Annotated in this window: 26 protein-coding genes; 6 read left to right on the top strand and 20 right to left on the bottom strand. The window is 63.1% G+C overall.

The features are described from left to right. Nucleotide 1 precedes the first annotated feature (1 nt). On the bottom strand, nucleotides 2-424 hold the full coding sequence (gene mscL / locus ACM62R_RS06995; RefSeq protein ID WP_415183337.1) for a large conductance mechanosensitive channel protein MscL: 423 nt from the start codon (nucleotides 422-424) through the stop codon (nucleotides 2-4). 129 nt (nucleotides 425-553) lie between these two features. On the opposite strand from mscL, the gene ACM62R_RS06990 reads away from it, so the two are divergent. Continuing rightward, nucleotides 554-1,249 (top strand): glutathione S-transferase family protein, encoded by a 696-nt coding sequence (locus ACM62R_RS06990; protein WP_415183336.1) that lies wholly within the window; start codon nucleotides 554-556, stop codon nucleotides 1,247-1,249. Between the two features lie 90 nt (nucleotides 1,250-1,339). On the opposite strand, the gene ACM62R_RS06985 is transcribed toward ACM62R_RS06990, so the two are convergent. Together ACM62R_RS06985 and pheT are read right to left on the bottom strand one after the other, a co-directional pair. Next, nucleotides 1,340-2,938, bottom strand: a complete 1,599-nt coding sequence (locus tag ACM62R_RS06985; protein ID WP_415183335.1) for a GMC family oxidoreductase — start codon at nucleotides 2,936-2,938, stop codon at nucleotides 1,340-1,342. A 75-nt stretch (nucleotides 2,939-3,013) separates the two neighbouring features. Next, nucleotides 3,014-5,422, bottom strand: a complete 2,409-nt coding sequence (pheT, locus tag ACM62R_RS06980; RefSeq protein ID WP_415183334.1) for a phenylalanine--tRNA ligase subunit beta — start codon at nucleotides 5,420-5,422, stop codon at nucleotides 3,014-3,016. A gap of 80 nt (nucleotides 5,423-5,502) precedes the next feature. Between pheT and ACM62R_RS06975 the strand changes: the two genes are divergently transcribed. Beyond that, nucleotides 5,503-5,985: a hypothetical protein gene (locus ACM62R_RS06975; RefSeq protein WP_415183333.1), complete on the top strand. Its 483-nt coding sequence runs from the start codon at nucleotides 5,503-5,505 to the stop codon at nucleotides 5,983-5,985. A gap of 23 nt (nucleotides 5,986-6,008) precedes the next feature. Here the strand turns inward: ACM62R_RS06975 and pheS are convergent, their stop codons facing one another. The 5 genes from pheS to pyk form a co-directional block, all read right to left on the bottom strand. After that, on the bottom strand, nucleotides 6,009-7,082 hold the full coding sequence (gene pheS, locus ACM62R_RS06970; RefSeq protein WP_415183360.1) for a phenylalanine--tRNA ligase subunit alpha: 1,074 nt from the start codon (nucleotides 7,080-7,082) through the stop codon (nucleotides 6,009-6,011). 134 nt (nucleotides 7,083-7,216) lie between these two features. Beyond that, nucleotides 7,217-7,582, bottom strand: a complete 366-nt coding sequence (gene rplT / locus ACM62R_RS06965) for a 50S ribosomal protein L20 (RefSeq protein ID WP_415183332.1) — start codon at nucleotides 7,580-7,582, stop codon at nucleotides 7,217-7,219. Between the two features lie 12 nt (nucleotides 7,583-7,594). Beyond that, nucleotides 7,595-7,795: a 50S ribosomal protein L35 gene (gene rpmI / locus ACM62R_RS06960; RefSeq protein ID WP_415183331.1), complete on the bottom strand. Its 201-nt coding sequence runs from the start codon at nucleotides 7,793-7,795 to the stop codon at nucleotides 7,595-7,597. Between the two features lie 132 nt (nucleotides 7,796-7,927). Beyond that, the gene (locus ACM62R_RS06955) at nucleotides 7,928-8,152 is read right to left on the bottom strand and encodes a hypothetical protein (protein WP_415183330.1); all 225 of its coding nucleotides are present in this window, start codon (nucleotides 8,150-8,152) and stop codon (nucleotides 7,928-7,930) included. A 32-nt stretch (nucleotides 8,153-8,184) separates the two neighbouring features. Then, entirely contained in the window at nucleotides 8,185-9,630 is a 1,446-nt protein-coding gene (gene pyk, locus ACM62R_RS06950; RefSeq protein ID WP_415183329.1) for a pyruvate kinase, read from the bottom strand. 139 nt (nucleotides 9,631-9,769) lie between these two features. On the opposite strand from pyk, the gene ACM62R_RS06945 reads away from it, so the two are divergent. Further along, complete coding sequence (locus ACM62R_RS06945) at nucleotides 9,770-10,510, top strand: N-formylglutamate amidohydrolase (protein ID WP_415183328.1); 741 nt, start codon at nucleotides 9,770-9,772, stop codon at nucleotides 10,508-10,510. A gap of 40 nt (nucleotides 10,511-10,550) precedes the next feature. Here the strand turns inward: ACM62R_RS06945 and ACM62R_RS06940 are convergent, their stop codons facing one another. Together ACM62R_RS06940 and dgcA are read right to left on the bottom strand one after the other, a co-directional pair. After that, nucleotides 10,551-11,414 carry a D-amino-acid transaminase gene (locus ACM62R_RS06940; RefSeq protein ID WP_415183327.1) on the bottom strand — a complete coding sequence of 288 codons (864 nt, stop codon included), beginning with the start codon at nucleotides 11,412-11,414 and terminating at the stop codon, nucleotides 10,551-10,553. Between the two features lie 7 nt (nucleotides 11,415-11,421). After that, nucleotides 11,422-12,384: an N-acetyl-D-Glu racemase DgcA gene (gene dgcA, locus ACM62R_RS06935; RefSeq protein WP_415183326.1), complete on the bottom strand. Its 963-nt coding sequence runs from the start codon at nucleotides 12,382-12,384 to the stop codon at nucleotides 11,422-11,424. Nucleotides 12,385-12,584: 200 nt separating this feature from the next. On the opposite strand from dgcA, the gene ACM62R_RS06930 reads away from it, so the two are divergent. After that, the gene (locus ACM62R_RS06930; RefSeq protein ID WP_415183325.1) at nucleotides 12,585-13,541 is read left to right on the top strand and encodes an L-malyl-CoA/beta-methylmalyl-CoA lyase; all 957 of its coding nucleotides are present in this window, start codon (nucleotides 12,585-12,587) and stop codon (nucleotides 13,539-13,541) included. Between the two features lie 181 nt (nucleotides 13,542-13,722). On the opposite strand, the gene ACM62R_RS06925 is transcribed toward ACM62R_RS06930, so the two are convergent. Beyond that, nucleotides 13,723-14,187, bottom strand: a complete 465-nt coding sequence (locus ACM62R_RS06925) for an AraC family transcriptional regulator (RefSeq protein ID WP_415183324.1) — start codon at nucleotides 14,185-14,187, stop codon at nucleotides 13,723-13,725. Between the two features lie 206 nt (nucleotides 14,188-14,393). On the opposite strand from ACM62R_RS06925, the gene ACM62R_RS06920 reads away from it, so the two are divergent. Beyond that, complete coding sequence (locus tag ACM62R_RS06920; protein WP_415183323.1) at nucleotides 14,394-15,356, top strand: acetyl-CoA carboxylase carboxyltransferase subunit alpha; 963 nt, start codon at nucleotides 14,394-14,396, stop codon at nucleotides 15,354-15,356. Nucleotides 15,357-15,380: 24 nt separating this feature from the next. Here ACM62R_RS06920 and ACM62R_RS06915 read toward each other — a convergent pair whose 3' ends face one another. The 3 genes from ACM62R_RS06915 to ACM62R_RS06905 are packed head-to-tail and all read right to left on the bottom strand — an operon-like array spanning nucleotide 15,381 to nucleotide 17,697. Then, nucleotides 15,381-16,133, bottom strand: coding sequence for a lysophospholipid acyltransferase family protein (locus ACM62R_RS06915; RefSeq protein ID WP_415183322.1), 753 nt, complete (start codon nucleotides 16,131-16,133; stop codon nucleotides 15,381-15,383). Beyond that, on the bottom strand, nucleotides 16,130-17,026 hold the full coding sequence (locus ACM62R_RS06910) for a cell division protein FtsX (protein WP_415183321.1): 897 nt from the start codon (nucleotides 17,024-17,026) through the stop codon (nucleotides 16,130-16,132). Before ACM62R_RS06910 ends, ACM62R_RS06915 begins: the two co-directional genes overlap by 4 nt. Further along, the gene (locus ACM62R_RS06905) at nucleotides 17,026-17,697 is read right to left on the bottom strand and encodes a cell division ATP-binding protein FtsE (protein WP_415183320.1); all 672 of its coding nucleotides are present in this window, start codon (nucleotides 17,695-17,697) and stop codon (nucleotides 17,026-17,028) included. The genes ACM62R_RS06910 and ACM62R_RS06905 overlap by 1 nt, the downstream gene beginning before the upstream one ends. A 150-nt stretch (nucleotides 17,698-17,847) precedes the next feature. Between ACM62R_RS06905 and ACM62R_RS06900 the strand changes: the two genes are divergently transcribed. After that, nucleotides 17,848-18,747 (top strand): zinc-ribbon domain-containing protein, encoded by a 900-nt coding sequence (locus ACM62R_RS06900; protein ID WP_415183319.1) that lies wholly within the window; start codon nucleotides 17,848-17,850, stop codon nucleotides 18,745-18,747. Nucleotides 18,748-18,762: 15 nt separating this feature from the next. On the opposite strand, the gene ACM62R_RS06895 is transcribed toward ACM62R_RS06900, so the two are convergent. The 6 genes from ACM62R_RS06895 to argH all read right to left on the bottom strand — a co-directional run. Further along, complete coding sequence (locus ACM62R_RS06895; protein ID WP_415183318.1) at nucleotides 18,763-21,360, bottom strand: TIGR02302 family protein; 2,598 nt, start codon at nucleotides 21,358-21,360, stop codon at nucleotides 18,763-18,765. A 34-nt stretch (nucleotides 21,361-21,394) separates the two neighbouring features. Further along, a complete protein-coding gene (lysA, locus tag ACM62R_RS06890; RefSeq protein ID WP_415183317.1) occupies nucleotides 21,395-22,669 on the bottom strand; it encodes a diaminopimelate decarboxylase in 1,275 nt (424 codons plus the stop codon). Then, entirely contained in the window at nucleotides 22,669-22,986 is a 318-nt protein-coding gene (locus ACM62R_RS06885; RefSeq protein WP_415183359.1) for a DUF2834 domain-containing protein, read from the bottom strand. The genes lysA and ACM62R_RS06885 overlap by 1 nt, the downstream gene beginning before the upstream one ends. Before the next feature lie 21 nt (nucleotides 22,987-23,007). Further along, nucleotides 23,008-23,148 (bottom strand): hypothetical protein, encoded by a 141-nt coding sequence (locus ACM62R_RS06880; protein WP_415183316.1) that lies wholly within the window; start codon nucleotides 23,146-23,148, stop codon nucleotides 23,008-23,010. After that, on the bottom strand, nucleotides 23,145-23,294 hold the full coding sequence (locus tag ACM62R_RS06875) for a hypothetical protein (protein WP_415183315.1): 150 nt from the start codon (nucleotides 23,292-23,294) through the stop codon (nucleotides 23,145-23,147). The genes ACM62R_RS06880 and ACM62R_RS06875 overlap by 4 nt, the downstream gene beginning before the upstream one ends. Next, a partial coding sequence (gene argH, locus ACM62R_RS06870; protein ID WP_415183314.1) for an argininosuccinate lyase occupies nucleotides 23,291-24,516 on the bottom strand: 1,226 nt, incomplete at its 5' end. The genes argH and ACM62R_RS06875, both read right to left, overlap by 4 nt.

The raw sequence follows: 24,516 nt of genomic DNA, 5'->3' as shown, positions 1-24,516 counted from the left end.
CCTATTTCTTCAGCGCATCACGAATTTCCAACAGCACCTCAATCTCGGTCGGGCCTGAGGGCGCAGCGGGAACCGGCTCGCCCTCTTTGATGGCGGCATCCTTGATGCGGTTTACCATCTTCACCAGCAAAAAGACCACGAAAGCGATGATCAGGAAATTGATCACGGCGGTAAAGAACGCACCATACGCAAACACTGGCGCGCCCGCATCCTTTGCCGCGACCAACGAAGTGTAATCACCCTCGCCAAGGTTGATGAACAGGTTGGAGAAATCCATCCCCCCGGTAACCAGTCCGATGATCGGGTTGATAAGATCGCCCACAAGCGATGTGACAATAGCCGTAAATGCCGCCCCGATGATGATGCCAACGGCCATGTCCATGACATTGCCTTTGGCGATGAAATCTCTGAACTCTTTGATCATTCCATATCCCCACACTTGCCGCCTTGTCCGGGCGCGAATATCCGAAAGTTAACATATATTTGACCACAGCACAGCCTTTCGCAAAGGGGAAATATCTGCGCTCTTACCCCCTGACCCAAGGAGATACCGATGACCGATCTTTCCGCCTTCCCGATCACCCGCCGTTGGCCACCCCGCACGCCAGGCGCGATCCAGCTTTATTCCATGACCACGCCAAACGGGGTCAAGGCGTCGATCGCGCTTGAAGAAATGGGCTTGCCCTATGACGCGCATCTGGTCGATTTCACCACCAATGACCAGATGAGCCCGGAATTCCTGTCGCTGAACCCCAACAACAAGATCCCGGCGATCATCGACCCGAATGGACCCGGCGGACAGCCTCTGCCCCTGTTCGAAAGCGGCGCCATCCTGATTTACCTGGCCGAAAAGACAGGGCAGCTTTTACCCAACACAAACCGCTTTGAAGTGTTGCAATGGCTGATGTTCCAGATGGGCGGCATCGGGCCAATGTTCGGCCAATTGGGGTATTTCCACGCTTTCGCCGGCAAAGAGATTGACGACCCCCGCCCCAAGGAACGCTATCGCGCCGAGGCTGAACGCCTTCTGAAAGTGCTCGACGGCGCCTTGGCCGGGCGCGACTGGGTCGCAGGCAGCTATTCCATTGCGGATATCGCAATTGCCCCGTGGCTACGCACCTTGCACGATTTCTATCAGGCGGGTGACATTACGGGCTGGGATACTTTGAAAAACGTACCGGGTTATCTTGACCGCTTTCTTGCCCGGCCCGCCGTGCAACGCGGATTGACCCAACCGCCACGGGATTGAATTTTCTTTGGTCGAAATACTCCCGCCGGAGGCTCCAACCTTTGTTGATGGAGCCTCCGGCGGGAGTATTTCGACCAAAGAAAAGCCGGATCAACCCCGAATCATTTCCGCCGCACGTTCGGCAATCATGATCGTGGGCGCGTTGGTATTGCCGCCGATAAGCCGTGGCATGACCGAAGCATCGACAACGCGCAGTCCGCTGATACCGTGCAATTGCAAGTCGGGGGCCACTACCGCCATGTCACCCTGACCCATGCGACATGTGCCGACGGGGTGATAAATCGTGTCGGCCCGGTTGCGAATATCGGTTGCAAAGGCAGCGTCTGACCCATCATGCGGGTAAAGCCGCGTGCCACGCCATGGAGCAAGCGCTGGAGCGTTGAGGATTTGCGCCAGCAGTTGGCCGGCGGCGATCATTCTGGTCATGTCCCGCGGGTCAGATAGGTAGTTTGGGTCAATATGGGGCGGATCTGCGGGATTGGCGCTGGTAAGGCCGACATGGCCACGGCTTTCGGGATAGAGCAGACAGATATGGGCTGAGTAGCCATTGGCCATATGAAAGTTGCGCATATGCTGGTCAACGATTCCAATCACGAAATGAATTTGCAAATCAGGCTGTGCCTCATTTGGATTGCTACGCAAAAAGGCTCCGGCCTCGGCCATGGGCGAGGCAAATAACCCCGTGCCGGACTTTCGCCATTTCCACGCCGCGCGCGCCAGCCGCGCCAATCCAGCAGGGTTCAGTCCGACAACATCGGCCAGTCGGGAGTGGTGGCTGATGGTGTAGTCCAGATGATCTTGCAGGTTTGCCCCCACGCCGGGCAGATGGTGACGCATCGTGATGCCCTGTGCTGACAGTTCCGCCTCGGGGCCGATCCCCGACAACATCAAAAGTTGAGGCGACCCGAACACCCCCGCTGACAAGATCACTTCGCGACGCGCCTCAACCTGAAAGCGGATCCGCCCGCGGCGGGCTTGGACACCTGTTGCACGGCCTTCAACTAGCACAATCCTTTCGGTCAGGGTGCGGGTCAGCACCGTTAGGTTAGACCGCATCATAGCGGGGAAAAGATAGGCGGCAGCAGTCGAGCACCGTTCGCCTCGTCTTCTGCCGTGGTGGTATTGGGTGACCTGATACAACCCCGCGCCTTCCTGTGCCCGGCCGTTGAAATCATCGTTGCGAGGTATTTGCAGGCTTTCGCAGGCATCAAAGAACGCGCGGCTGATCTGGCGGGGGGATTGCTGGTCACAGACCTGCAGGGGGCCATCCGCGTTGTGCAAGGCACTGTTCCCGCGCGCATTGCCCTCGGCGCGCAGAAAATAGGGCAGGCATGCGGCCCAGTCCCAGCCCGTTGCGCCCAGATTGGCCCATTCATCGTAATCGGCAGGCCGACCACGCACATAGAGCATCGCGTTGATTGCCGAAGAACCGCCCAGCGCCCGCCCCCGCGGCTGGAACCCGCGCCGACCGTTCAACCCCGGCTGTGGCGCGGTATGCAGCGCCCAGTTGTTCAGCTTGGGCCGCCCCGACACCATCGCCCCCACCAGTGCCGGTGCCCGCACAAGGATGCCGTTGCCACCGCCCCCCGCCTCGATCAGGCAGACGCTGGCATGCGGATTTTCAGACAAGCGCGCGGCCAGAACCGCGCCTGCCGAACCACCGCCGACGATGACATAATCGAAAATCAAAGCTGCCTCCCCCACACGGGAAAGCTTATGCTTTCATGACCGCCTGTCCATCGTGACGTCGTGTTCCGGCCCTGATCAGGTGCGCAGGGTGCCGCCGGTCGCCCTTTTGACCTTGTCGATGATCTTGGCCGATACCGCCTCGATCTCGGATTCGGTCAGGGTCTTGTCGCGGGGTTGCAGCCGCACCGTCAGCGCGAGCGACTTTTTCCCCGCCCCCATCTGCGCCTCGGCCTTGTCGCCGCCGAACTGATCAAACACGCGCACGCTTTCGATCAGCACCTTGTCGGCGCCTGTGGCGGCGTTGACCAGCGTCAGGGCCTCGACCCCGGCATCCACGACGAAGGCAAAGTCCCGGTCCACCGCCTGCAGATCCGATAGCACCAGCGCCGGACGCGTAGGCGTTTTCACCTTTGGAAAGGGGACATTTTCGACGAACACTGTAAAGGCAACCGCCGGGCCCTTCACGCCCATGTCGCGCAGCACGCGGGGGTGGACCTCGCCAAAGGAGCAGATCGCCTTTGGCCCCAGCGCCATCACGCCGGAACGGCCGGGGTGCCACCAGTCCGCAACCTTGCGGTTGATCTGCACCTTGGCCGGGGCGCCAATCGCCGCCAGCACCGCCTCGGCGTCGGCCTTGGCGTCGTAGATATCAACGGGGCGGCGGCTGGCAAACGCATCGCGTGGGGCGGTGGCCCCCACCAAAAGGCCGGTCGCCTGAAGATGCTGTTCGCCCGGTTCGCCGCCGTGGAAGGCGGGCCCAACCTCAAACAGTGCAAGATCGGCAAAGCCGCGGGCCTGATTGCGGGCGGCGGCCTGCAACAGACCGGGCAAAAGATCGGGGCGCATATGGGTCATTTCACTGCTGATCGGGTTTTCGATCCGGGTGATTTCGGCGCCACCCCCGAACAGCCCGGCGCTGGCGCTGTCGATGAAGCTGTAGGTCACACATTCGTTGTACCCCAAGCCCGCGATCGTGCGGCGCGCCGCCTTTTCGCGCATCTGGATCGGGGTCAGGATCGGGCCGGGCACGCCGGTGGTTTCGCGTGCAAGCGGACGGCCCACCAGCTTGCTCAGGCTGGCGACGCGGGCGACCTCTTCGACCAGATCGGCCTCGCCCAGAACGTCGGGGCGCCAGCTGGGCGGGGTGGCCATATCGCCGTTCAGGGTAAAGCCAAGGGCGGTCAACGTGGCGCGCTGTTCAGCCTCGGGGATGTCCATGCCGACAAGGCTGATCACCCGTGCGGGATTCAGCTTATAGGCGCGCGACGTGTCGGGAACGGCACCGTCCTGCACCACGTCAGACGCCTCGCCGCCGCACAGTTCCAGCACCATCTGCGTCGCCAGTTCCAACCCCGGCAGGGTGAATTCCGGGTCCACGCCGCGTTCGAACCGGTAGCGCGCATCCGAGTTGATTTTCAGCGCGCGCCCCGTGGCGGCAATGGTGATCGGGTCCCAATAGGCGGATTCGAGAAACACATCGGTCGTTGTCTCGGTGCAGCCTGACGCTTCGCCGCCCATGATCCCGGCAAGGGATTCGGGGCCATGATCGTCGGAAATGATCATCTGGCCTTCACGAAGCGGATAGGTTTTACCGTCCAGCGCCAGCAGGCTGTCGCCCTCGGATGCGGGGTGAATACGCAGGCCGCCGCTGACCTTGGCGGCATCAAACACATGCAGCGGGCGGTTCAGATCGACGGTGAACAGGTTTGTCAGGTCAACCAGCGCTGAAATCGGCCGCAGCCCGATGGCGCGCAGCCGCTGTTGCAGCCAGTCGGGGCTGGGGCCGTTCTTGACGCCGCGGATCAGCCGCCCGGCAAACAGCGGGCAACCCTTTTCCTTTAACGCAGGGTCGATAGTCACCGAAATCGGGCAGGCAAAACCACCCGGCACCGGCACAATTTCCATGGGCTTCAGCCGCCCGAGGCCCCGCGCCGCCAGATCGCGCGCGATACCGCGAACCCCCAGCGCATCGGGGCGGTTCGGGGTGATCTTGATGTGGATCATCGGGTCCACAACCTCGGGGCGGTGATCGGCCAGCCAATCGGTGAACTTCTGCCCGACGTGACCGGACTCCAGCTCGATGATGCCGTTATGTTCGTCGCTCAGCTCAAGTTCGCGTTCCGAGGCCATCATGCCATGGCTTTCGACGCCGCGAATTTTGCCGATGCCCAGCGTGACATCAATGCCCGGCACATAATCGCCCGGCTTGCACAGCACCACGGTGATGCCTTCGCGCGCATTGGGCGCGCCGCAAACGATCTGCTTGTCGCCCTCATCGGTTTCCACCACGCAGACGCGCAGCTTGTCCGCATCGGGGTGCTGCACCGCCGATTTGACCCGCGCGAGGGTAAAGGCCGCAAGCCTTGCCGCCGGGTTCACCACCTCTTCGACCTCAAGACCAAGGTCGGTGAGGGCATAGGTGATTTGATCGAGGGTGGCCTCGGTTTCGAGATGATCTTTCAGCCAGGAGAGGGTGAATTTCATTGTGTGATCTTTCCACTTTCACATAGCCATAGCTCACGGTACCGTGAAGGCACAGCTTCACCAAGGGAGTGTCCCCTGTCATGAAAAGCATTGTGTTCACTGCATCCATTGTATTGGCTCTGACGGGTTGCGCCGCCACGTCGGTTACGCCGGTCTCCAAGAATCAAGTCATTATTTCTACAAGTGCCGCGCCAGCCTGCGGCCGATCGGGCGCGGCCAAAGTCGCCTCCAAGATGGCCGCCGTTGAGACGGTCCGGCGCGGATATCAACGGTATATTATTGTTGGAGCTAACAGCGCCAATAATGTTCAGGCAATCCGCACGGGGCCGACCTACTCGAACACCTACGCGAACGCCTCTGTTTATGGCAACACAGCGACGGGAAGCGCGACGACATATTACGGTGGTCAGCAGACGGTCATCTTCGGTAGTAATGACTCCGACTTGGGCGTCGTGATGTTTAACCCAGGTGAGCAGGGTTTCAAAAACGGTATTGACGCTCGAAGCGAGCTTGGTCCCGATTGGGAGAAGCTCGTCAAAGATGGCATTCGCACCTGCACCTGACACCCAAGTTGGTTGGCTCGACATTACCGGCTCAACCCCCCCGGCACCGTCGGTATGTCGAGCGCGGCGAATCCGTAGTGTTTCAGCCAGCGCAGGTCAGACTCGAAGAACGCCCGCAGATCGGGGATGCCGTATTTCAGCATGGCGATCCGGTCGATGCCCATGCCAAAGGCAAAGCCCTGATACTGGTCGGGGTCGATGCCGCCGGCGGCCAGCACCTTGGGGTGCATCATGCCAGATCCGAGGATCTCCATCCAGCTGTCGCCCTCGCCTATCTTCAGCTGGCCGCCCTCCCATGAGCAGCGAATATCGACCTCGGCCGAGGGTTCGGTGAAGGGAAAATGGCTGGCGCGGAAGCGTAATTCGACGTTGGGAACCTCAAAATAGGCGCGGCAGAATTCTTCCAGCACCCATTTCAGGTTGGCCATGGAAATGTCCCGGCCAATCGCCATGCCCTCGACCTGATGGAACATCGGCGCGTGGGTCTGGTCCATGTCCATGCGGTAAACGCGGCCCGGCGCAATCACCCGGATCGGGGCGCCCTGCGTCTGCATCGCGCGGATCTGCACGGGGCTGGTGTGAGTGCGCAGCACATGCGGCGGGCGCAGGTCGCCCGGATCGCGGGCCATGAAGAACGTGTCATGTTCCTGCCGCGCAGGGTGTTCGGGCGCGATGTTGAGCGCGTCGAAATTATACCAGTCGGATTCAACCTGCGGGCCTTCGGCCACGGCAAAGCCCATATCAGCGAAAATCGCGGTGACCTCTTCGGTAACCTGCGATACGGGGTGGATCGTGCCCACCCGGCGCGGGCGGGCGGGTAGTGTCACATCCAGCCATTCGTTGCGCAGACGCGCATCCAGCGCGGCATCGGCCAGCCCGGCCTTGCGGGCGCGCAATGCGGCGTCAATTTCGTCTTTCAGGCGGTTCAGCGCGGCGCCGGTGGTCTGGCGCTGTTCGGGGCTCATCTGGCCAAGCTCACGCATTTTCAGCGAAATTTCGCCCTTCTTGCCCAAGGCGGCCAGCCGGATCCCCTCTAGCGCCGCCTCATCGGTAGCGTCAGCGATACCCGCCAGATATTTGCCCTTCAGCGCGTCCAGATCTGCCATGACCTACTCCTGAATTTCCGGCCTTTTGCTAGCCAGCCCCGGCCCGGATTGCAAGCCGCGCAAAAGAAAAACCCCGCGCCGGGCCAAAGCCAGCGCGGGGTTCTGATGTCGTCCCTTGTCAGGGATTACGCAGCCGCGGCGGCCTTCGCCTGTTCGACGATCGCGCCAAAGGCGTCAGGTTCGTGGACGGCCAGATCGGCCAGAACCTTGCGGTCCACCTCGATCCCGGCAAGGCCCAGACCGTTGATGAAGCGCGAATAGGTCATTTCAGCATCAAACGCGCGCACCGCGGCGTTGATCCGCTGAATCCACAGCGCGCGGAAGCTGCGCTTGCGGGCCTTGCGGTCGCGCGTGGCGTATTGCTGCGCCTTATCGACGGCCTGCGTGGCGGTGCGGAAGTTGCGCGACCGAGAGCTGTAGTAGCCTGCGGCAGCTTTGATTACCTTGCGGTGGCGAGCGTGGGTAACTTTACCCGATTTAACGCGAGACATGGATCAAACTCCTCAACGATCGTAGGGCATGTATTTTTTGACGATCTTGGCATCGCAAGCCGCCAGGATCATCGTGCCGCTTGCATCGCGGATGAACTTGGTGGTGCGTTTGATCATGCCGTGGCGCTTACCCGCGTGGCCGGCCTTGACCTTGCCTGTCGCGGTAAACGTGAACCGCTTTTTGGCGGCCGATTTGGTCTTCATCTTGGGCATTTTCATCTCCTCTTGCGAGTGTGTAGTCGCACGACTCGGCATGCCACTTTGGCCGGCCGTGCGGTTTATAGAGCGCGCCTGATAGCCGGGTGCGCAAAGCTTGGCAAGTGGGTGCAGCCAGATTTCGGCCCCTTAGCGAAATATCCCTGCGATGACGCGGGTAAACACCTCGGGGATCTGGCCGGCGGAATAGCCGCCGGGCTTGGTAACGATAGCGCCAAGGATCAACCCGCCGCTGACCACAACCGCGATGATAGCCGCGCGCGGCGGGCGGCTATCGGAAAACGCCGAAATCACTGCGGGGATGGAAAGCGCCCCGATGATAATGCCCAGCACCAATACAACATCACTATCCACGCCGTCCTCCCGACGGTTACAGTGTGGAAAGGTTACTCTGGCTCTGAGCGGAAAATCAACCTTTCATCACAAGGGGCTACGCGCAGGATGTTGGTTGTACCCGGAACATTGAACGGCACCCCGGCGGTCACCACGATCAGGTCGGTTTTCTCGGCAAAGCCAAACTCGCGCGCAGCGCGAGCGGCATTGACCACGGCCATCTTGAAGCGCGAGACATCTTCGCACAGCACCGCATGCACGCCCCAGGTCAGGCTTTGCCGACGCAGCGTTTCAGGCAGCGGCGACAGCGCGATGATCGGCACGCGGGGCCGTTCGCGCGCCACAAGGCTGATCGTCTTGCCCGATTGGCTGTAACAGCAGATGGCGGAAATATTGGTGGTTTCAGCGATTTCGCGCGCGGCGGACACGATCGCATCAGCGACGGTCTGGCGGTTGGCGCGGCGGCTCGCCTCGATCACTTCGCGGTAGGTGGGGTCGCTTTCGACCGATTGGGCGACCGAATCCATGGTTGTCACCGCCTCAACCGGGTAGCGCCCGGCGGCGCTTTCGGCTGACAGCATCACCGCATCGGCGCCCTCATAGATTGCGGTTGCCACGTCCGACACTTCGGCACGGGTCGGCATCGGGCTTTCGATCATCGATTCAAGCATCTGCGTGGCCACGATCACCGGCTTGGCCGCTGCACGCGCCCCGCGCACAAGACGTTTCTGGATCGGCGGCACCGAATGGACCGGCAATTCAACCCCCAGATCGCCACGCGCCACCATGATCCCATCCGACACTTCGAGAATTTCGGCATAGGCCCGCACCGCTGCGGGCTTTTCGATTTTCGACAGGATCGCGGCGCGGCCGCGAGCCAGATCACGCGCCTCGATCACATCTTCGGGGCGCTGCACGAAGGATAACGCCAGCCAGTCCACGCCCATTTCGCAGGCGAATTCCAGATCGGCGCGGTCCTTATCGGATAGCGCGGCCAAGGGCAGCACCACATCGGGCACGTTCACCCCCTTGCGGTTAGAGATAGTGCCACCGGTCGTGACCGTGCAATTGGCGAAATCCGGGCCGCAATCATTCACCGTCATGCGGATCTTGCCGTCATTGACCAGAAGCGAAGACCCCGGCTCCAACGCCGCGAAAATCTCGGGGTGGGGTAGACAGACGCGGTCCTCGCCCCCCTCGGCCGGGTCAAGGTCAAAGCGGAAGGCGGCGCCGTCGGACAGATCAGCCTCACCATAGGCAAAGACGCCGACCCGCAGTTTGGGCCCCTGAAGGTCGGCCAGAATGGCAATCGGGCGCCCGGTTTCAGCCTCGATCCGGCGGATGATGCCGTGGTTGGCGCGGTGCGTGTCATGGTTGCCATGGCTCATGTTCAGGCGAAACACATCTGCCCCGGCCTCAAACAGCGCGCGGATCGTTTCATAGTCGCTGGATGCCGGGCCCAATGTAGCCACGATCTTGACGTTACGAAGGCGTCTCATGGGGCCTCGTTCTCCGATCCGTTTGGTTTGATTTATGCTGCGGGTTGGTGAAATTTATGGCGCAGTTTCGTGCACATGGCAACTGGCACAGCCGCCGCTACTGCCGTAAATTCGCAAAAAAGGCAAAAGTGAAAGTTCCATGGCGCATCCCCCTTTTGAAATCATTGGCGCAGACCGCCCCGGCCGCTGGCTGATCACCTGCGATCACGCTACGAACACGGTGCCCGACTGGGTGGGCGGCGGCAGCCTTGGCATTACCCCCGAGGATATGGCCCGCCATATCGCCTATGATGTGGGCGCCGCCGGGTTGGCGCGGCGGCTGGCGGCACGGCTGGAGGCGCCCGCGATCCTGTCGAATTTCTCGCGATTGGTGATTGATCCGAACCGGGGCGAAGATGACCCGACGCTGGTGATGAAGCTATACGACGGCACGATCATCCCCGCCAATCGCCACGTCGGCCCCGCCGAGGTTGAACAGCGGCTGGCCCGGCTTTATCGGCCCTACCATGCCGCCTACGCCGATCTGGCAGGGCGGCGGCCCGACAGGGTGATCTGCGCGGTTCATTCGTTCACGCCCTGCCTGCGCGGGCGCTGCCCCCGGCCCTGGGCGGTGGGGGTGCTCTATTCGCACCGGGATGAGCGGTTGGCGCTGCCGCTGGTGGCCGCGCTAAAGGCCGACGGGCTGTGCGTGGGCGAGAACGAGCCCTACGCAGGCCATCTGGACGGCGACGCGATTGACCGCCACGCGTTGGCCCCGGGCCGCCCGAACGTGCTGATTGAGGTGCGCAACGATCTGATCGCGCAGGAAGATGGGCAGATCGCCTGGGCGGACCGGATCGCGCCGATCCTCGGCGGTGTTCTGGCCGCCAGCGGGCTTTGACAGGGGGGCGGTTGACTGCCCTGCCCCGCCTGCCAACCGGTCAGATTGCCGCCTTGCGGCTTTCCTCCAGATAGATTTCGCGCAACCGCGTTGCGACCGGGCCGGGTTTGCCACTGCCCAAGGCCACGCCGTCAAGCTCGACTACCGGCATCACAAAGGCCGAGGCCGAGGTGACGAACGCCTCATCTGCGGCTTTGGCCTCTTCAACGGTGAACGGGCGCTCGATCACCTCCATCTGGGCCTCGGCGGCAAAACGCAGCACGGCGTTGCGGGTGATCCCGTGCAGAATGTCGCTGGAAAGCTGCCGGGTAATGATCTTGCCGCCGGTCACGATATAGGCGTTGTTCGAGGTGCCTTCGGTCACGAAACCATCCTCGACCAGCCACGCGTCATCCACCCCGGCCTTTTTGGCCATCATCTTGCCCATCGACGGGTACAAAAGCTGCACCGTCTTGATGTCGCGCCGACCCCAGCGGATATCGTCAATGCTGATCACCCTCATCCCGGTTTTCGCCATCGGGTTATCGGCCAGACCCGGTTTGCTTTGGGTGAACAGCACGATCGTGCTGGGCGTCTGCGCCGGGTCGGGAAAGGCAAAATCACGGTCGCCGGGGTTGCCACGGGTGATTTGCAGATAGATCAGCCCATCCACGATGTTGTTGCGCGCCACCAGTTCACGGTGAACGGCCAACAGATCATCAGTGTTGATCGGGTTGGCCATATCCAGTTCTGCCAAGCTGCGCCCGAGCCGTTTGGCGTGACCGGCAAAATCCAGCAACTTGCCATCCAGAACCGAGGTCACCTCGTAAACCCCGTCAGCCATCAGAAAGCCGCGGTCAAAAATAGACACCTTGGCTTCGGTTTCGGGCAGGTAGTCGCCATTCACATAGACAGTCCGGGTCATTGCAATTTCATCCCCACAAGGCCGCATCGGGCGGGTAAACCTTTCCCGCGTCGTAATGAAGCGGGTTTTCGCGGTCTTCTGCCAGTAACAGCGGCCCGTCAAGATCCACCATGGCCGCCCCCTGCCCGACCAGCACCGCCGGCGCCATCGCGAGGCTGGAGCCGACCATGCACCCAACCATGATCCCATAGCCCTGCGCATGGGCCATATCACGCAGCGCCAACGCCTCGGTCAGGCCACCCGCCTTGTCAAGTTTGATGTTCACCATGTCATATTTGCCCGCCAGCCCCGCAAGGCTGGCCCGGTCGTGGCACGATTCGTCGGCACAGACCGGCAAGGGGCGCGCAATCTCGGACAGCATCTCATCGGCGCCTGCGGGCAGGGGCTGTTCGACCAACGCAACACCCAACCGCACCAGATGCGGGGCCAGATCCTCGTAGATTTCGGCGTCCCAGCCTTCATTCGCATCGACGATGATCCTGGCGCGGGGCGCACCGGCGCGCACGGCCTCAAGCCGGGGCATATCATCGGGGGTGCCCAGTTTGATCTTCAGAACCGGGCGATGGCTGTGGCGCGCGGCGGCGGCGCGCATCGCGGCGGGCGTACCCAGCGACAGCGTGTAGGCGGTGATCAGCGGTTCGGGCGCGGGCAATCCGGCCAGCGCCCAGGCGCGGCGACCCGCCCGCTTCGCCTCCAGATCCCACAGCGCGCAATCAACCGCGTTGCGCGCCGCACCCGGCGGCAGGGCCCCTTGCAGGACCGTGCGGGTAATCCCCGCGGGCAGGCCTTCGATCTGCGCCTGCACCCCTTCGATCGTTTCACCGTAGCGCGCATAGGGCACACATTCGCCCCGGCCTTCATGCGCGCCCCGCCGCACCCGGACCGTCAGAACCCGCGCCTCAGTGCGCGACCCGCGCGAGATGGTGAATACCTCTGCCAGCCGAAACACATCCGCCGTTACCGAAATCATCGCAAAGCCCCTTGATCTGGCCCAGACACCCCCTGGCCGTCTGCGCCAACCTGTCAGATCAGCCCCGACGCGTCCACCGGCTTGCCGCGCCATGGCCTTTACTTTCATGCTGCAAGTGCGAAAGGCCCCTTGAAAAGGGGTGCGCAATAATCTATCCCCTGCAAAGCAATAATCGTAACATCCTTGCGAAAGGTCCTGCCATGAGCTTCCGTGTTCAGCCTGCTGCCCCGGCACGCCCGAATCGTTGCCAGTTGTTCGGCCCGGGTTCACGCTCGGCCATTTTTGAGAAAATGGCGGCAGGGGCGGCAGATGTGATCAACCTTGATCTGGAAGATTCGGTTTCCCCCGACGACAAGCCGCAGGCGCGCGCCAATATCATTCAGGCCAGCCATGACGTTGACTGGGGCAACAAATACCTCAGCATTCGCATCAATGGTCTTGATACGCCGTTTTGGTACCGCGATGTGGTTGATCTGCTGGAACAGGGTTCAGACCGGATCGACCAGATCATGATCCCAAAGGTAGGCTGCGCCGCCGATGTTTACGCGGTGGACGCCCTGGTAACGGCCGTTGAGGCCGCCAAAGGCCGCAAGAAGCGGATCAGCTTTGAGGTGATTATCGAGACCGCCGCCGGCCTGTCCCATGTGGAGGAAATCGCCGCGTCGTCACCGCGTCTGCAAGCGATGAGTCTGGGGGCGGCGGACTTTGCGGCCTCGATGGGGATGGCTACTACGGGTATCGGCGGAACGCAGGAAAACTACTATATGCTGCGTGAGGGGCAGAAATACTGGTCCGACCCGTGGCATTGGGCGCAGACCGCGATTGTCGCTGCCTGCCGCACGCATGGGATTTTGCCGGTCGACGGCCCGTTCGGTGATTTCTCGGATGACGAGGGATTCAGGGCGCAGGCGCTACGGTCAGCGACGCTGGGCATGGTCGGAAAATGGGCGATTCACCCCAAGCAAGTCACGCTTGCCAATGCAGTCTTTACCCCTTCTGACGCTGCGGTTGCCGAGGCGCGCGAAATCCTCGCAGCAATGGCCGATGCCAAGGCGCGCGGAGAAGGGGCGACGGTTTATAAAGGAAGACTGGTTGACATAGCGTCAATCAAACAGGCAGAAGGCATCGTAAGGAACGCGGAATTGATCAACGGCTGATCGATTCCAGATCATCCCGGAGCGGAGATGCGGGGAGGCATCACTGCATGAGGGGTAAGGTAGCGCCCCGGTCCGCAACGGCCGGGGCGCCGTCTTTTCCGGCGCGCGGCACCCGCGTAAAAACTGCTGCGTTGGCGTTCTGCACGCGCAAAGCTGCCAAGGGCAGCAACGCCGCACCCGTCTAACGCAGCGGCAGGCAGATTTCGGTCAACAGATCACCGGGGGCGGTTGTCATCGGATTATTGAGGTAAATCTCAAACACCGCAGAATCGGCAGGCATGGCCCCCGCACCCGCCAACCAGGTGCCATGAAGGTAGTCATAGGCGGCAGGCAGGCCCGAATAGGGGCCCTTGTAGGTCAACACCGCATGGCGGCCCGCCGGCAGGGTAATCAGTTCAAGCGGTGGTGTGATGGTGATGTCATCGGGCACCATCACACCGGCATGGCTGCGCAAATCCACGGGGGCGGTAGCGGTGGGATCATCATGATAGACGCCAAACAAATTTCCCACCTTTCCATATAGATCACGCGATTGAAGGATCGTGCCCAGCCGCTCGAAAGCATGGCTGATTTTTGGGTAGGGGCCTGAATGGGCAACAGCCGCAAGGCGGCGAAACGGTTCCTGGCGGATTTCTACGGTAAACATGCAAGCAACCTCCGATTTGGCATCCGGGGTGCGGCGCGCCCCGATTGTGTCAGATGATGGCCCATTCTACACCCGATCGGGCGCGCCACCGTCATGTTTGTTTGGCCGGGCCGGGGGTGCGTGCATAATCGCGCCGCACAAACCCGCCGAGTTGCAATTGCCCCGCAAGGGCTGCATATAGTCGGGGTTCCGCTACGGAGGGCGACATGACCACCTATCTCGAGTTTGAAAAGCCACTGGCCGAAATCGAAGGCAAGGCGGAAGAGTTGCGCGCGCTGGCCCGCAACAACGCCGAGATGAAGGTGGAAAAGGAAGCCGCCGCGCTGGATAAGAAAGCCGCAGATCTGCTGCGCGATCTATACAAAGACCTCAGCCCCTGGCGCAAATGTCAGGTCGCACGCCACCCCGAAAGGCCGCATTGCAAGGATTATATCGAGGCGCTGTTTTCCGAATATACGCCATTGGCGGGCGACCGGAACTTTGCCGATGATCATGCCGTCATGGGCGGTCTGGCGCGGCTGGATGATATGCCGGTGGTGGTAATCGGCCATGAAAAGGGCAGCGATACCAAGACCCGGCTGGAGCGAAATTTTGGCATGGCCCGCCCGGAAGGCTACCGCAAGGCGATCCGGCTGATGGATCTGGCGGACCGGTTCGGCCTGCCGGTGGTCACGCTGATCGACACGCCCGGCGCCTACCCCGGCAAAGGCGCAGAAGAACGTGGCCAGGCCGAGGCGATTGCCCGGTCAACGCAGAAATGCCTTGAGATCGGCGTGCCGCTGATTTCGGTGGTGATTGGCGAGGGCGGATCAGGCGGCGCAGTGGCCTTTGCCACGGCCGACCGCGTGGCGATGCTGGAACATTCGGTATATTCGGTGATTTCGCCCGAGGGCTGTGCCTCGATCCTGTGGAAGGATGCCGAAAAGATGCGCGAAGCCGCCGAGGCGCTGAAACTGACCGCGCAAGACCTGAAAAAGCTGGGTGTGATCGACCGGATCATCAAGGAGCCGTCCGGCGGCGCGCAACGCGACAAGGCGGCGGCGATTGCCTCGGTCGGGTCAGAGATTGCGCTGATGCTGGCCGAGTTCGCCGGCAAGAAACCCGCCGAGATCATCAAGGACCGCCGCCGCAAATACCTTGATATGGGGGCGAAGGGGCTGGCTGCCTGACCAGCCCGCCCCAGGGTCTGGCGATCAGTCGTCAGTGCCGGCCGTTGTGAAATCAAAGCCGGCTTCGACCAGCAGGCGGTCTGACGCGGTTTCAATGTCACGCTCCAGCCGGGCCATGAATTCCTTGTTGGGCAAGCCCGCGGGGATACGCGGCAGAAACTCGATCACCGCCAGCCCGGGTTTGCGCAGCATCGAGCGGCGCGGCCAGAACGCGCCGACATTGGTGGCAACCGGCACGCAGTCTTGCGCCAGTTCGTTATAAAGCATCGCGGTGCCGATCTTGTAGGGTTGCTTTACCCCCGGTGCTACCCGGGTGCCTTGCGAAAAGATGATCAGCTGACCGCCTTTCGCCTTGTTCTTGCGCACCGCCCTGAGCATCGGTTTGATCGCGGCGGCACGTTTGGCGCGGTCAACCGGGATGCAGCCCGAAAGCCAGGCATACCAGCCAAGGAACGGGGTCCATTTCAGCTCTTTCTTCATGATGTATTTGCCGCGAGGGACGGCGGCAAAGATCATGATGATATCCAGGAACGATTGATGTTTGGCGGCGACCAGAACGTTGTCATCGGGCGGGGTGCCCCGGACCTCGGTTTTCAGGCCGATGATCCAGCCCGCCGACCAGCACACCCAGTTGCAAAAGAAATGCATGACCGCCAGCGTGCCACGCCGCCCGCCCAAAAAGGCCACGGGCAGGCCCAGCGTCGCAATCAGCGCCAGCGCCAGATACATCTGACCGATAAACAGGTAAGAGCGGATATATTGCAGCGCGTGTTTCATCTGATCCCCCTCAGGATACGAAGTGCGGCGGCGCGGGTGGCGGCAAAGGCGACCAGCGCGGCCAGCGGCGGGATCAGCAACGGCCAGACCCAACCTGCGCCCTGAAAGCCAAGACCGGTCAGAAAGCCGCCGGCCTCATCCGCGCCGGGCAACAGCGCCACCGCAATCATCCCCAGCGCCGTGCCAAGCGTCGCCCCGGCAAACCCGCGCAGCGTGAAGCGGCGCACAAAGGCCCGCGCGATGAACAGATCGCGCGCACCCACCAGCCGAAGCACCCGGATCACCTGCCCGTTCGCGGCCAGCGCAGCCTGCGCGGCCAGCGTGATCATCCCCGCCGTTGCCGCCCCGATCAGCCCTAGCGACAACAGCCCCAGCAGCCGCAACCGCCCTGCCGCCGCCACCAGCGGGCGGCGCCAGCGGGTGTGATCATCCAGCACCGCTCCCGGCGCCTCGGCGGAAAGGCGCAGGCGCAGGCCCTCGGCGTCGATCCCGTCTGCGGTTTCGGTCAGTTCGACCAGTTGCGGCAAGGGCAGGCTGTCAACCGGAAGGTCGGGGCCGAACCACGGATCCAGCAGCTTGCGCATCTCATCGGCTTCAAGCGCGCGGTAGGTGGCAAGGCCGGGCGTGGTGGCCAGCACATCCAGCACGGCGCGGGTCTGGGCCGCGATCTGATCGAAGGGCGCGGAAATGCGGATCGTCGCGGAACGCGCCAGCGCCTCGGACCAGCGGTCGGCCAGGCGCCCGGCGGCCAGCGACAGCGCCAGCGCAAACACCGCCAGAAACGCCATCGCGGCGGCGGTCAGCAGCGTCAGCCGCGCGGTAAAGCCGGTGGGCGGCACCACCCGGCCGGGGCCGCGGCTATCGGCGGTGAACAGCCATGCAAGGCGCGTCATCATAGGTCTGCCCCCGCCAGTTGCAGCCGCCGGTTGGCGATCCGCAGCACCCGCGCCGAAACCTGCGCCTTGGCGGCGCGGATCAGGTTCAGATCATGCGTGGCGATCAGCACGGTTTTGCCCATTTTGTTCAATTCGACCAGCAGCGTCAGCAGCCGCAGCGACATTTCCCAATCAAGGTTGCCGGTGGGTTCATCGGCCAAAAGAACCTCGGGTGACATCATCACCGCGCGGGCCAGTGCGGCGCGCTGCCTCTCACCCCCCGAAAGCTGCGCCGGGCGGGCGTTGGCGTGGCCTTTCAGCCCGACCCAGCCCAAAAGTTCGCCCAGCTCATGCGTGTCAACCGGGCGCCCGGTCGCGGTCAGCGGCAGTGCCACGTTTTCCGACACCGAAAGATGGTCAAGAAACTGGCAATCTTGATGCACCACGCCAACCCTACGGCGCAGATTGGCAATATCATCGCGGCCCATCGCGCGCACATCCTGCCCGAACAGATGCAGATACCCCGCCGAGGGCATCAGTTCAGCATAGCACAGTTTTAGCAACGTCGTCTTGCCCGCGCCCGATGGCCCGGTCAGAAAGTGGAACGATCCGGGCACCAGTTTCAGCGTCATGTCTGACAGAAGTTCGGTGCCGCCATAGCCTATCGCGACGTTTTGCAGCTCGATCACTGCGATGCTCCTTTTAGGTTTACCGGACAAAATGCGGCGGCGTTTTCACCCGCTTGCCGCAAACGCTTGGACAACGGCCCCGCGCTTGCTACAACATGCAAAATGGAATTGCCAGAATGGCAGTGAACAACGGCCCGAGGTAGCGACGACATGCGGCTCACATGCCCGAATTGCAACGCGATTTACGAAGTTGACGAAAACGTCATACCCGTTGGTGGGCGGGACGTTCAATGTTCCAACTGTGGGCAAAGCTGGTTTCAGCAGGGGGCGGACGCTGCGCCGGACAGGGCACCGGCGGATGACGATCAGCAGCCGGTGGACACCGCGCCAGAGCCGGCTTCGATACCGGCCCCCCCATCCGACGCAGCCCCCGATGGCGACGACAAAGACAGCGATGGCGATGATTTCAGCGGTGATTTCATCAGCCCGAAGGCGGCCGATGCGGGGCGCAATGACCCGATCACCGCTGCGACCATCGCCGCCGCACGGGCTGGCAAGGAACAGCAGCGCCGCACCCTTGACGACAGCCTTTTGGCAGTCTTGCGCGAAGAGGCCGAGATTGAGACCCGCGCCCGCAAGGCCGAGGGCAGCACACTGGAAACCCAGCCAGAGCTGGGGTTGGAGCGCGCACCGGCACCTGTCGCCATCAGGCCAAGCCAGATCAACCCTAAGGTGTGCCTGCCCGAGGATCCCAACACCGAACCGGAACCCGATCCAACACCCCAGCGTCGCCAGCTTTTGCCCGATATCGAGGTGATCAATTCAACCTTGGTCGCCACCTCTGACCGCGGGGCAGAGCCTGCGTCGCGCGATGCGCCGGAAACGCTGGCGCGGCGGCGGGCGGGGTTTCAGACTGGATTCCTGCTGGCGGTGTTGATCGCCGTGTTCGGCTTTGGCGTTTACCTGCTGGCGCCGCGCATATCGACGGCGCTACCGGCGGCAGAACCGGCGCTGACGGCCTATGTCGCGCAGGTGGATCACGGCCGGATCTGGCTGGATGACAAGATGCGTGAGATGACAGAAGCGATGCAGCGAACGCCAGAAAACTGATTTCAGATCAATACCTTAGAACTGATCCAGCAGGCGGCGCAGATAGTCCAGCTCCAGTTCCGGGCGCAGTCTTTCACCTGAACGGCGGCGGATTTCATCCAGTAGGTCGCGCGCGCGGCGGTAGACATCCTGCCCTTGCAACAGGCTTTCATCGGTGCCCACCTGCCCGCCGTTGCCCAATGCCCGGCCCAGCGGGTCGCGCGGCAGTTCGCGCCCGGTCTGACCCTCGGCCGCGCCATAGCGTTCGCCCTGATCGCCCTGCTGGCCGCCGCCCTGCTGATCGGCCAATGCCTCGCCCAAGGCGCGCATCCCTTCGCGCAGCGCCTGAATCGCATCCGCCTGACGGTCGATCGCGGTGCCGTTATCGCCCTCGCGCAGGGCCTGTTCGGCCTCGTCCATGGCGCGGCCGGCCTGATCAAGCGCGCGGCGCGCATCCTCGCCCGCCTCATTGCCGGTGCGCGGCAACAGGCCGTGCTGGCGGCCCAGTTCCGTGCGCAGGTCGCGCTGACGTTGGGCAAGGCTGCGGCCATCGCCGGGGGTGCCTTGATCTTGCGCCTCGCCGTTGGGCTGCCCCTGACCCTGATCGTCGTTCGACTGGCCTTGACCCTGGCCCGGCTGGCCGGGTTGCGGCTGACTTTGACCCTGCTGGCCACGCTCAAAGCTGTCTTGCAATTCGCGGAAAGCGTCATCCGACAGCTCTTGCTGGTTGCGTAGCGTTTCGCCCAGATCGCGCATCGCCTTGCCGCCGGGGATATCGCCCTCGCCGCCCTGCCCTTGGGTGACCTTCATGTTTTCCATCATCCGCGCCAGTTGATCGAGCAATTCTTGCGCCTCGGCCATGCGGCCTTCTTCCATCAGGCGCTGAATCTCGTCCATCATCTGTTGAATCTGAGCACCGGTAATATTCTGGCCGGGCTGTTGCTGGCCAAATTGCGGGCCCTCTTCTTTAGATGATTGTTCGGCCAACTGGCGCAGATATTCGTCAGTGGCGCGTTTCAGTTCGTCCATCAGCTTGGCGATTTCATCGGGCGACGCGCCGTTGCGGATCGCCTCGGACAGGCGTTCTTGCGCCTGCTGCATGGCGGCCAGCGCATCGGCCAGCCCGCCATCTTCCAGCATCTCGGCCATGGCCCAAAGCGCCTCGGCCAGATCATCGCGGGTGGCGGCGTCCAGCGGGCCGGGGGTCAATGCGGTATCGAGGCGGCGGATCGCGGCGCGAAGCAAAAGATAGACCTTTTGGCCGTCGGAATAGCCTGCGGGGCGATTGCTGATCGCCTTGAGGATCTGCGAGGTGCGCGACCCGTTATCAAGCGACCACAACAGATCACGCCGCGCCTCGATCAGGGCGGCGGCCATCGGATCGAAAAAGCGCCGCCCCGGCAGTTCAAGCGACAGGGGGGCAGTGGCGCCGGTCTGGGCGCGGCCATCTTCGACGGTAAGCGTCAGTTTGACCGGCAGGTTGGCCCAAGGGTGTTTTGCCGCGTCTTCGACCAGCGCCTCGGTGAAATCGGCGCGGTTGCCGGATATGGGCAGCGGCAGGTCATAGATCAGCGGGGCGCGGTCATCTGGGCGGGTGGTCAGGCCATAGCGGCGGTCGACCTGCGGCAGATCCAGCGTGATCAGAGCGCGGCCAGCGGTGACGCCATAGTCATCGGTGGCGCGAAACGGCTGTGACAGCTTGCCGTCGGCGCGCCGCGTTGCAGCGGAAAGCAGTTCGACCGAGGGGGCGGCGTCGGGCAGGATGGTCAGGTCAAACCGGCGACCACCGGGACCGGTAATCTCCAGCAGCCCCGAACGCAGGGCCACCAGTTCCTGCTTTTGGATGGTGATCCCATCGGCGGCGGCGGGCGGTGCAGGCGCAGCCGGGTCAGTGACGGTTTCTGTCAGTCCCACCTGCCCCGCCGCGCCGTAAAAGCGAAACACGAGCCGCGTGCCTTCGGGCAGATCCAGCGCGCCTGCATCAAGCGCGTTGAGGTAGAGCCCCGGCTTGCCGGTATAGCGCGGCGGTTCGGCCCAGCCTTCCCATGTGGGGCCGATTGCGGCCTCGGCGGGGCCGATGGCACCGGGCAGGTCGGCCACTTCGGCCAGACGGGCAGGCGCGCCGAAAATCAGCGCCACGGCTAGGGCGGTGAGCGCGGTCAGGCGCAACGCGAACGGGTCGCGCGGGGCAAGGTCAGGGCGGGGCGGCACCGCGCGCGCACCGGTCAGGCGCGCGGCCATGCGGGTCAGATGCACGGCCCAAAGCGCGCGGGCGCCCGCATCCTGGCCACCCAGTGCCATAGTGTCGTGCAGGGCCGCAATCGGGCGGCCGGGCAAGGTGGCATCCAGCCGCGCCAGCGCCTCTGCCCGTTTTGGCCAGTGAAAACGCCGCGCGCCCCACAGCAACAGCCCCACCGACACCAAGAGCCCCAGCGCCGCCCCAGCCTGCACCCACACCAGCGGCAGCGCATCCTGCACCCCAAAGGCAAAGGCCGCGACCAGCACCGCCAGAAAAGAGCCAAACGGCCAGAACGCCCGCAACGCCCGCTCAACCAGCATCCCCGCCCGCGTCAGCGCCAACGCGGGGCCTATGCGCCGCAGCGCGGCGGCAGGGGTCTGGGGCCTGTCATTCATCAGTTGCGGTCCGGCCTTTTGGCGGGCGGCGGCATTATTGCCCCGTCAGCCATTCGGGGATGGTATCGCGCGCAAGCATTTCGTCAAAGCTTGGCCTTGCCCGGATGACGGCGAAGTGATCCGCATGAACCAGCACCTCGGGCACCAGCGGCCGGGCGTTATATTCGGACGCCATCACCGCGCCGTAAGCCCCGGCGGAACGGAAGGCGACCAGATCGCCCTCGAACAAGGGCGGCAGCGACCGGGCCTTGGCGAAGGTATCACCGGTTTCGCAAACCGGGCCGACCACATCGACCGGGGCCTGATCGACCCCCGGCGCGGGTTCCAGCACCGGCACGATGTCATGGTAGGCGCCATACATCGACGGGCGCACAAGGTCATTCATCGCCGCATCGAGGATCAGAAAATCGCGGCCCTCGCCCTCTTTGAGGTAGATCACCGAGGCAATCAACAACCCGGCGTTGCCGGAGATGAGGCGGCCCGGCTCGATCTCGATCTCGCAGCCCAGATCGCCGACGGTGCGGCGGATAACCTCGCCATATTCAATCGGAAGGGGCGGGGCCGTGTTGGAACGTTCGTATGGAATGCCAAGCCCGCCGCCCAGATCAAGCCGGGTGATGGTGTGGCCATCGGCGCGCAATTCGCGGGTCAGGTCGGCCAGTTTGGTGAACGCCTGTTCAAACGGGGCAAGGTCCGTCAACTGGCTGCCTATATGCACATCAACGCCGACAATCTGGATCCCGGGCAGCAAGGCGGCCTCGGCGTAAACAGCGCGGGCCATGGCGATGGGGATGCCGAATTTGTTTTCCGATTTTCCGGTGGCGATTTTTTCGTGGGTCTTGGCGTCGACATCCGGGTTGACGCGCAGCGCGATGGGCGCGCGCAGGCCCATTTCAGTGGCAATCTGGCTAAGGGCACGCAGCTCGGGTTCGGATTCGACGTTGAATTGGCGGATACCACCTTCAAGCGCCAGCCGCAGTTCCGCCCGCGTTTTGCCGACGCCGGAAAACACGATCCGCTCCCCCGGCACCCCGGCAGCCTTGGCGCGCAGATATTCGCCGCCCGAGACCACATCCATGCCCGCGCCCAGATCTGCCAGTGTTTTCAGCACCGCAAGGTTGCCGTTTGATTTGACGGCAAAGCAGATCAGATGCGGCATCCCGGCCAGCGCCTGCTGAAAAAGCTGGTAATGCCGGGTCAGCGTGGCGGTTGAATAGACGTAGAACGGCGTGCCGACTGCGGCGGCAATTTCCGGTATTGCAACGTCTTCGGCATGCAGCACGCCGTTTTTGTAAGTAAAATGATCCATCAGGCCACCTTGCGGGTTCTAAGAAAAAGGTAAAGCGGCAAGCCGAAGCTGGCGCCGATGAGAAAGGTGGCGGGAAGGGCGACCAGCGCCAACCAGTTCCGCCGCACACGGGTTTCGGCAATGATCCAGACCGTCAGCGCGGCGGCAACCAAGCCCAGATCCCAGGTCAGGCCCGTGGTCGCCACCGTGACGAACCACGCATCGCTGACCGCCGCCAGTGACCAGCCATGCGCCGTCAGATACGCCAGATAATGGCGCATCGGCAGCACAGCACCTAGCAGCGCAAGGGCAAGGTAGATCAGGCGCAGGGGCGACATCATGGCTCCGAAATGTGAGGGTCAGCCGCCGCTGGTAATGCCGACGCGCGCCTGGCCCGACAGGCTGATACCGGGGGCGGCGCCGGCCTGGGGCGGCTTTGGCGGGCCGTCAACGCCGCAGCCCGCCACCGCCAGAACCGCCAGCAACATAAGCGCCCTCATGGCGACACCGTGATATTGGCGCCGCCAACGCGGCCCGAAACCGCCGGGTAAACGCTGACCCCGCCGGAATCGAGGCTGACCCCGGCATGAAGCGACGGGTCAGAACAGGCGGCCAGCGCCAGCAGGGCAAAAAACGCGGATCTCATGCCAGACAGTCCTTCCAGCGGGCAATTTGCATACGCACCTGATCGGGCGCGGTTCCACCGTAAGATTGCCGCGATGCGACCGAGTTGTGAACCCCCAGCACCGCAAAAACTCCCGATGTGATGGCCGGGTTGACCGATTGCATCTGCGCAAGGCTGAGGTCTGGCAAATCAACGCCCTGCGCCTCGGCCATGGCGACCAGCGTGCCGGTGACGTGATGCGCATCGCGAAAGGGCAGCCCCGCCTCGCGGACCAGCCAGTCTGCCAGATCGGTGGCGGTGGAAAAGCCCGACGCGGCGGCAGATTCGAGGTTTTCGCGCCGCACGGTCAGGTCTTTCATCATGCCTTCCATCGCCGCCAAGGCCAGCATCAGCGTATCGGCCGCGTCAAAGACCTGTTCCTTGTCTTCCTGCATGTCCTTGGAATAGGCCAGCGGAAGACCCTTCATCACCGTGAACAGCGCCACTGTCGCCCCCAGAATCCGGCCAATCTTGGCGCGGATCAGTTCCGCCGCATCGGGGTTGCGCTTTTGCGGCATGATCGACGAACCGGTAGACCATTTGTCCGACAGCGCCACAAACCGAAACTGCGCCGAGGACCAGATCACCAGCTCTTCGGCCAGACGGCTAAGGTGGGTGGCGCAGATCGCTGCGGCCGAAAGGAATTCGAGCGCGAAATCACGGTCGGACACCGCATCAAGGCTGTTGGCCATGGGCCGGTCAAAGCCCAGATCGGTCGCTGTGGCGTGGCGGTCGATCGGAAACGAGGTTCCGGCCAGCGCCGCGGCCCCCAGCGGACATTCGTTCATCCGCGCCCGCGCATCGGCAAAACGGCTCATGTCGCGGCCCAGCATTTCGACATAGGCCATCATGTGGTGGCCCCAGGTCACCGGTTGCGCGGTTTGCAGATGGGTAAAGCCCGGCATCACCCAATCGGCCCCCGCTTCGGCCTGCGCCAGCATCGCGCGGATCAGCGCGCCCAAGCCCGATACTGCTGCATCGCACTGATCGCGCACCCAAAGCCGAAAATCGGTCGCGACCTGATCGTTGCGCGACCGGGCGGTGTGCAGACGGCCTGCCGGTTCACCGATCAGCTCTTTCAGGCGCGCCTCGACGTTCATGTGGATGTCTTCCAGCGCGGTGCGAAACGGAAAGTTACCCGCCTCGATCTCTGACAACACCGTGAGCAGGCCTTCCCGAATGGCCGCCACATCGCTATCACTGA

It is taken from the genome of Phaeovulum sp. (genome assembly GCF_047638075.1).
GTDB lineage: Bacteria > Pseudomonadota > Alphaproteobacteria > Rhodobacterales > Rhodobacteraceae > UBA6197.
The sequence above is the reverse complement of the archived record's forward strand: the minus strand, read 5'-3'. Positions and strand labels throughout refer to the sequence as shown.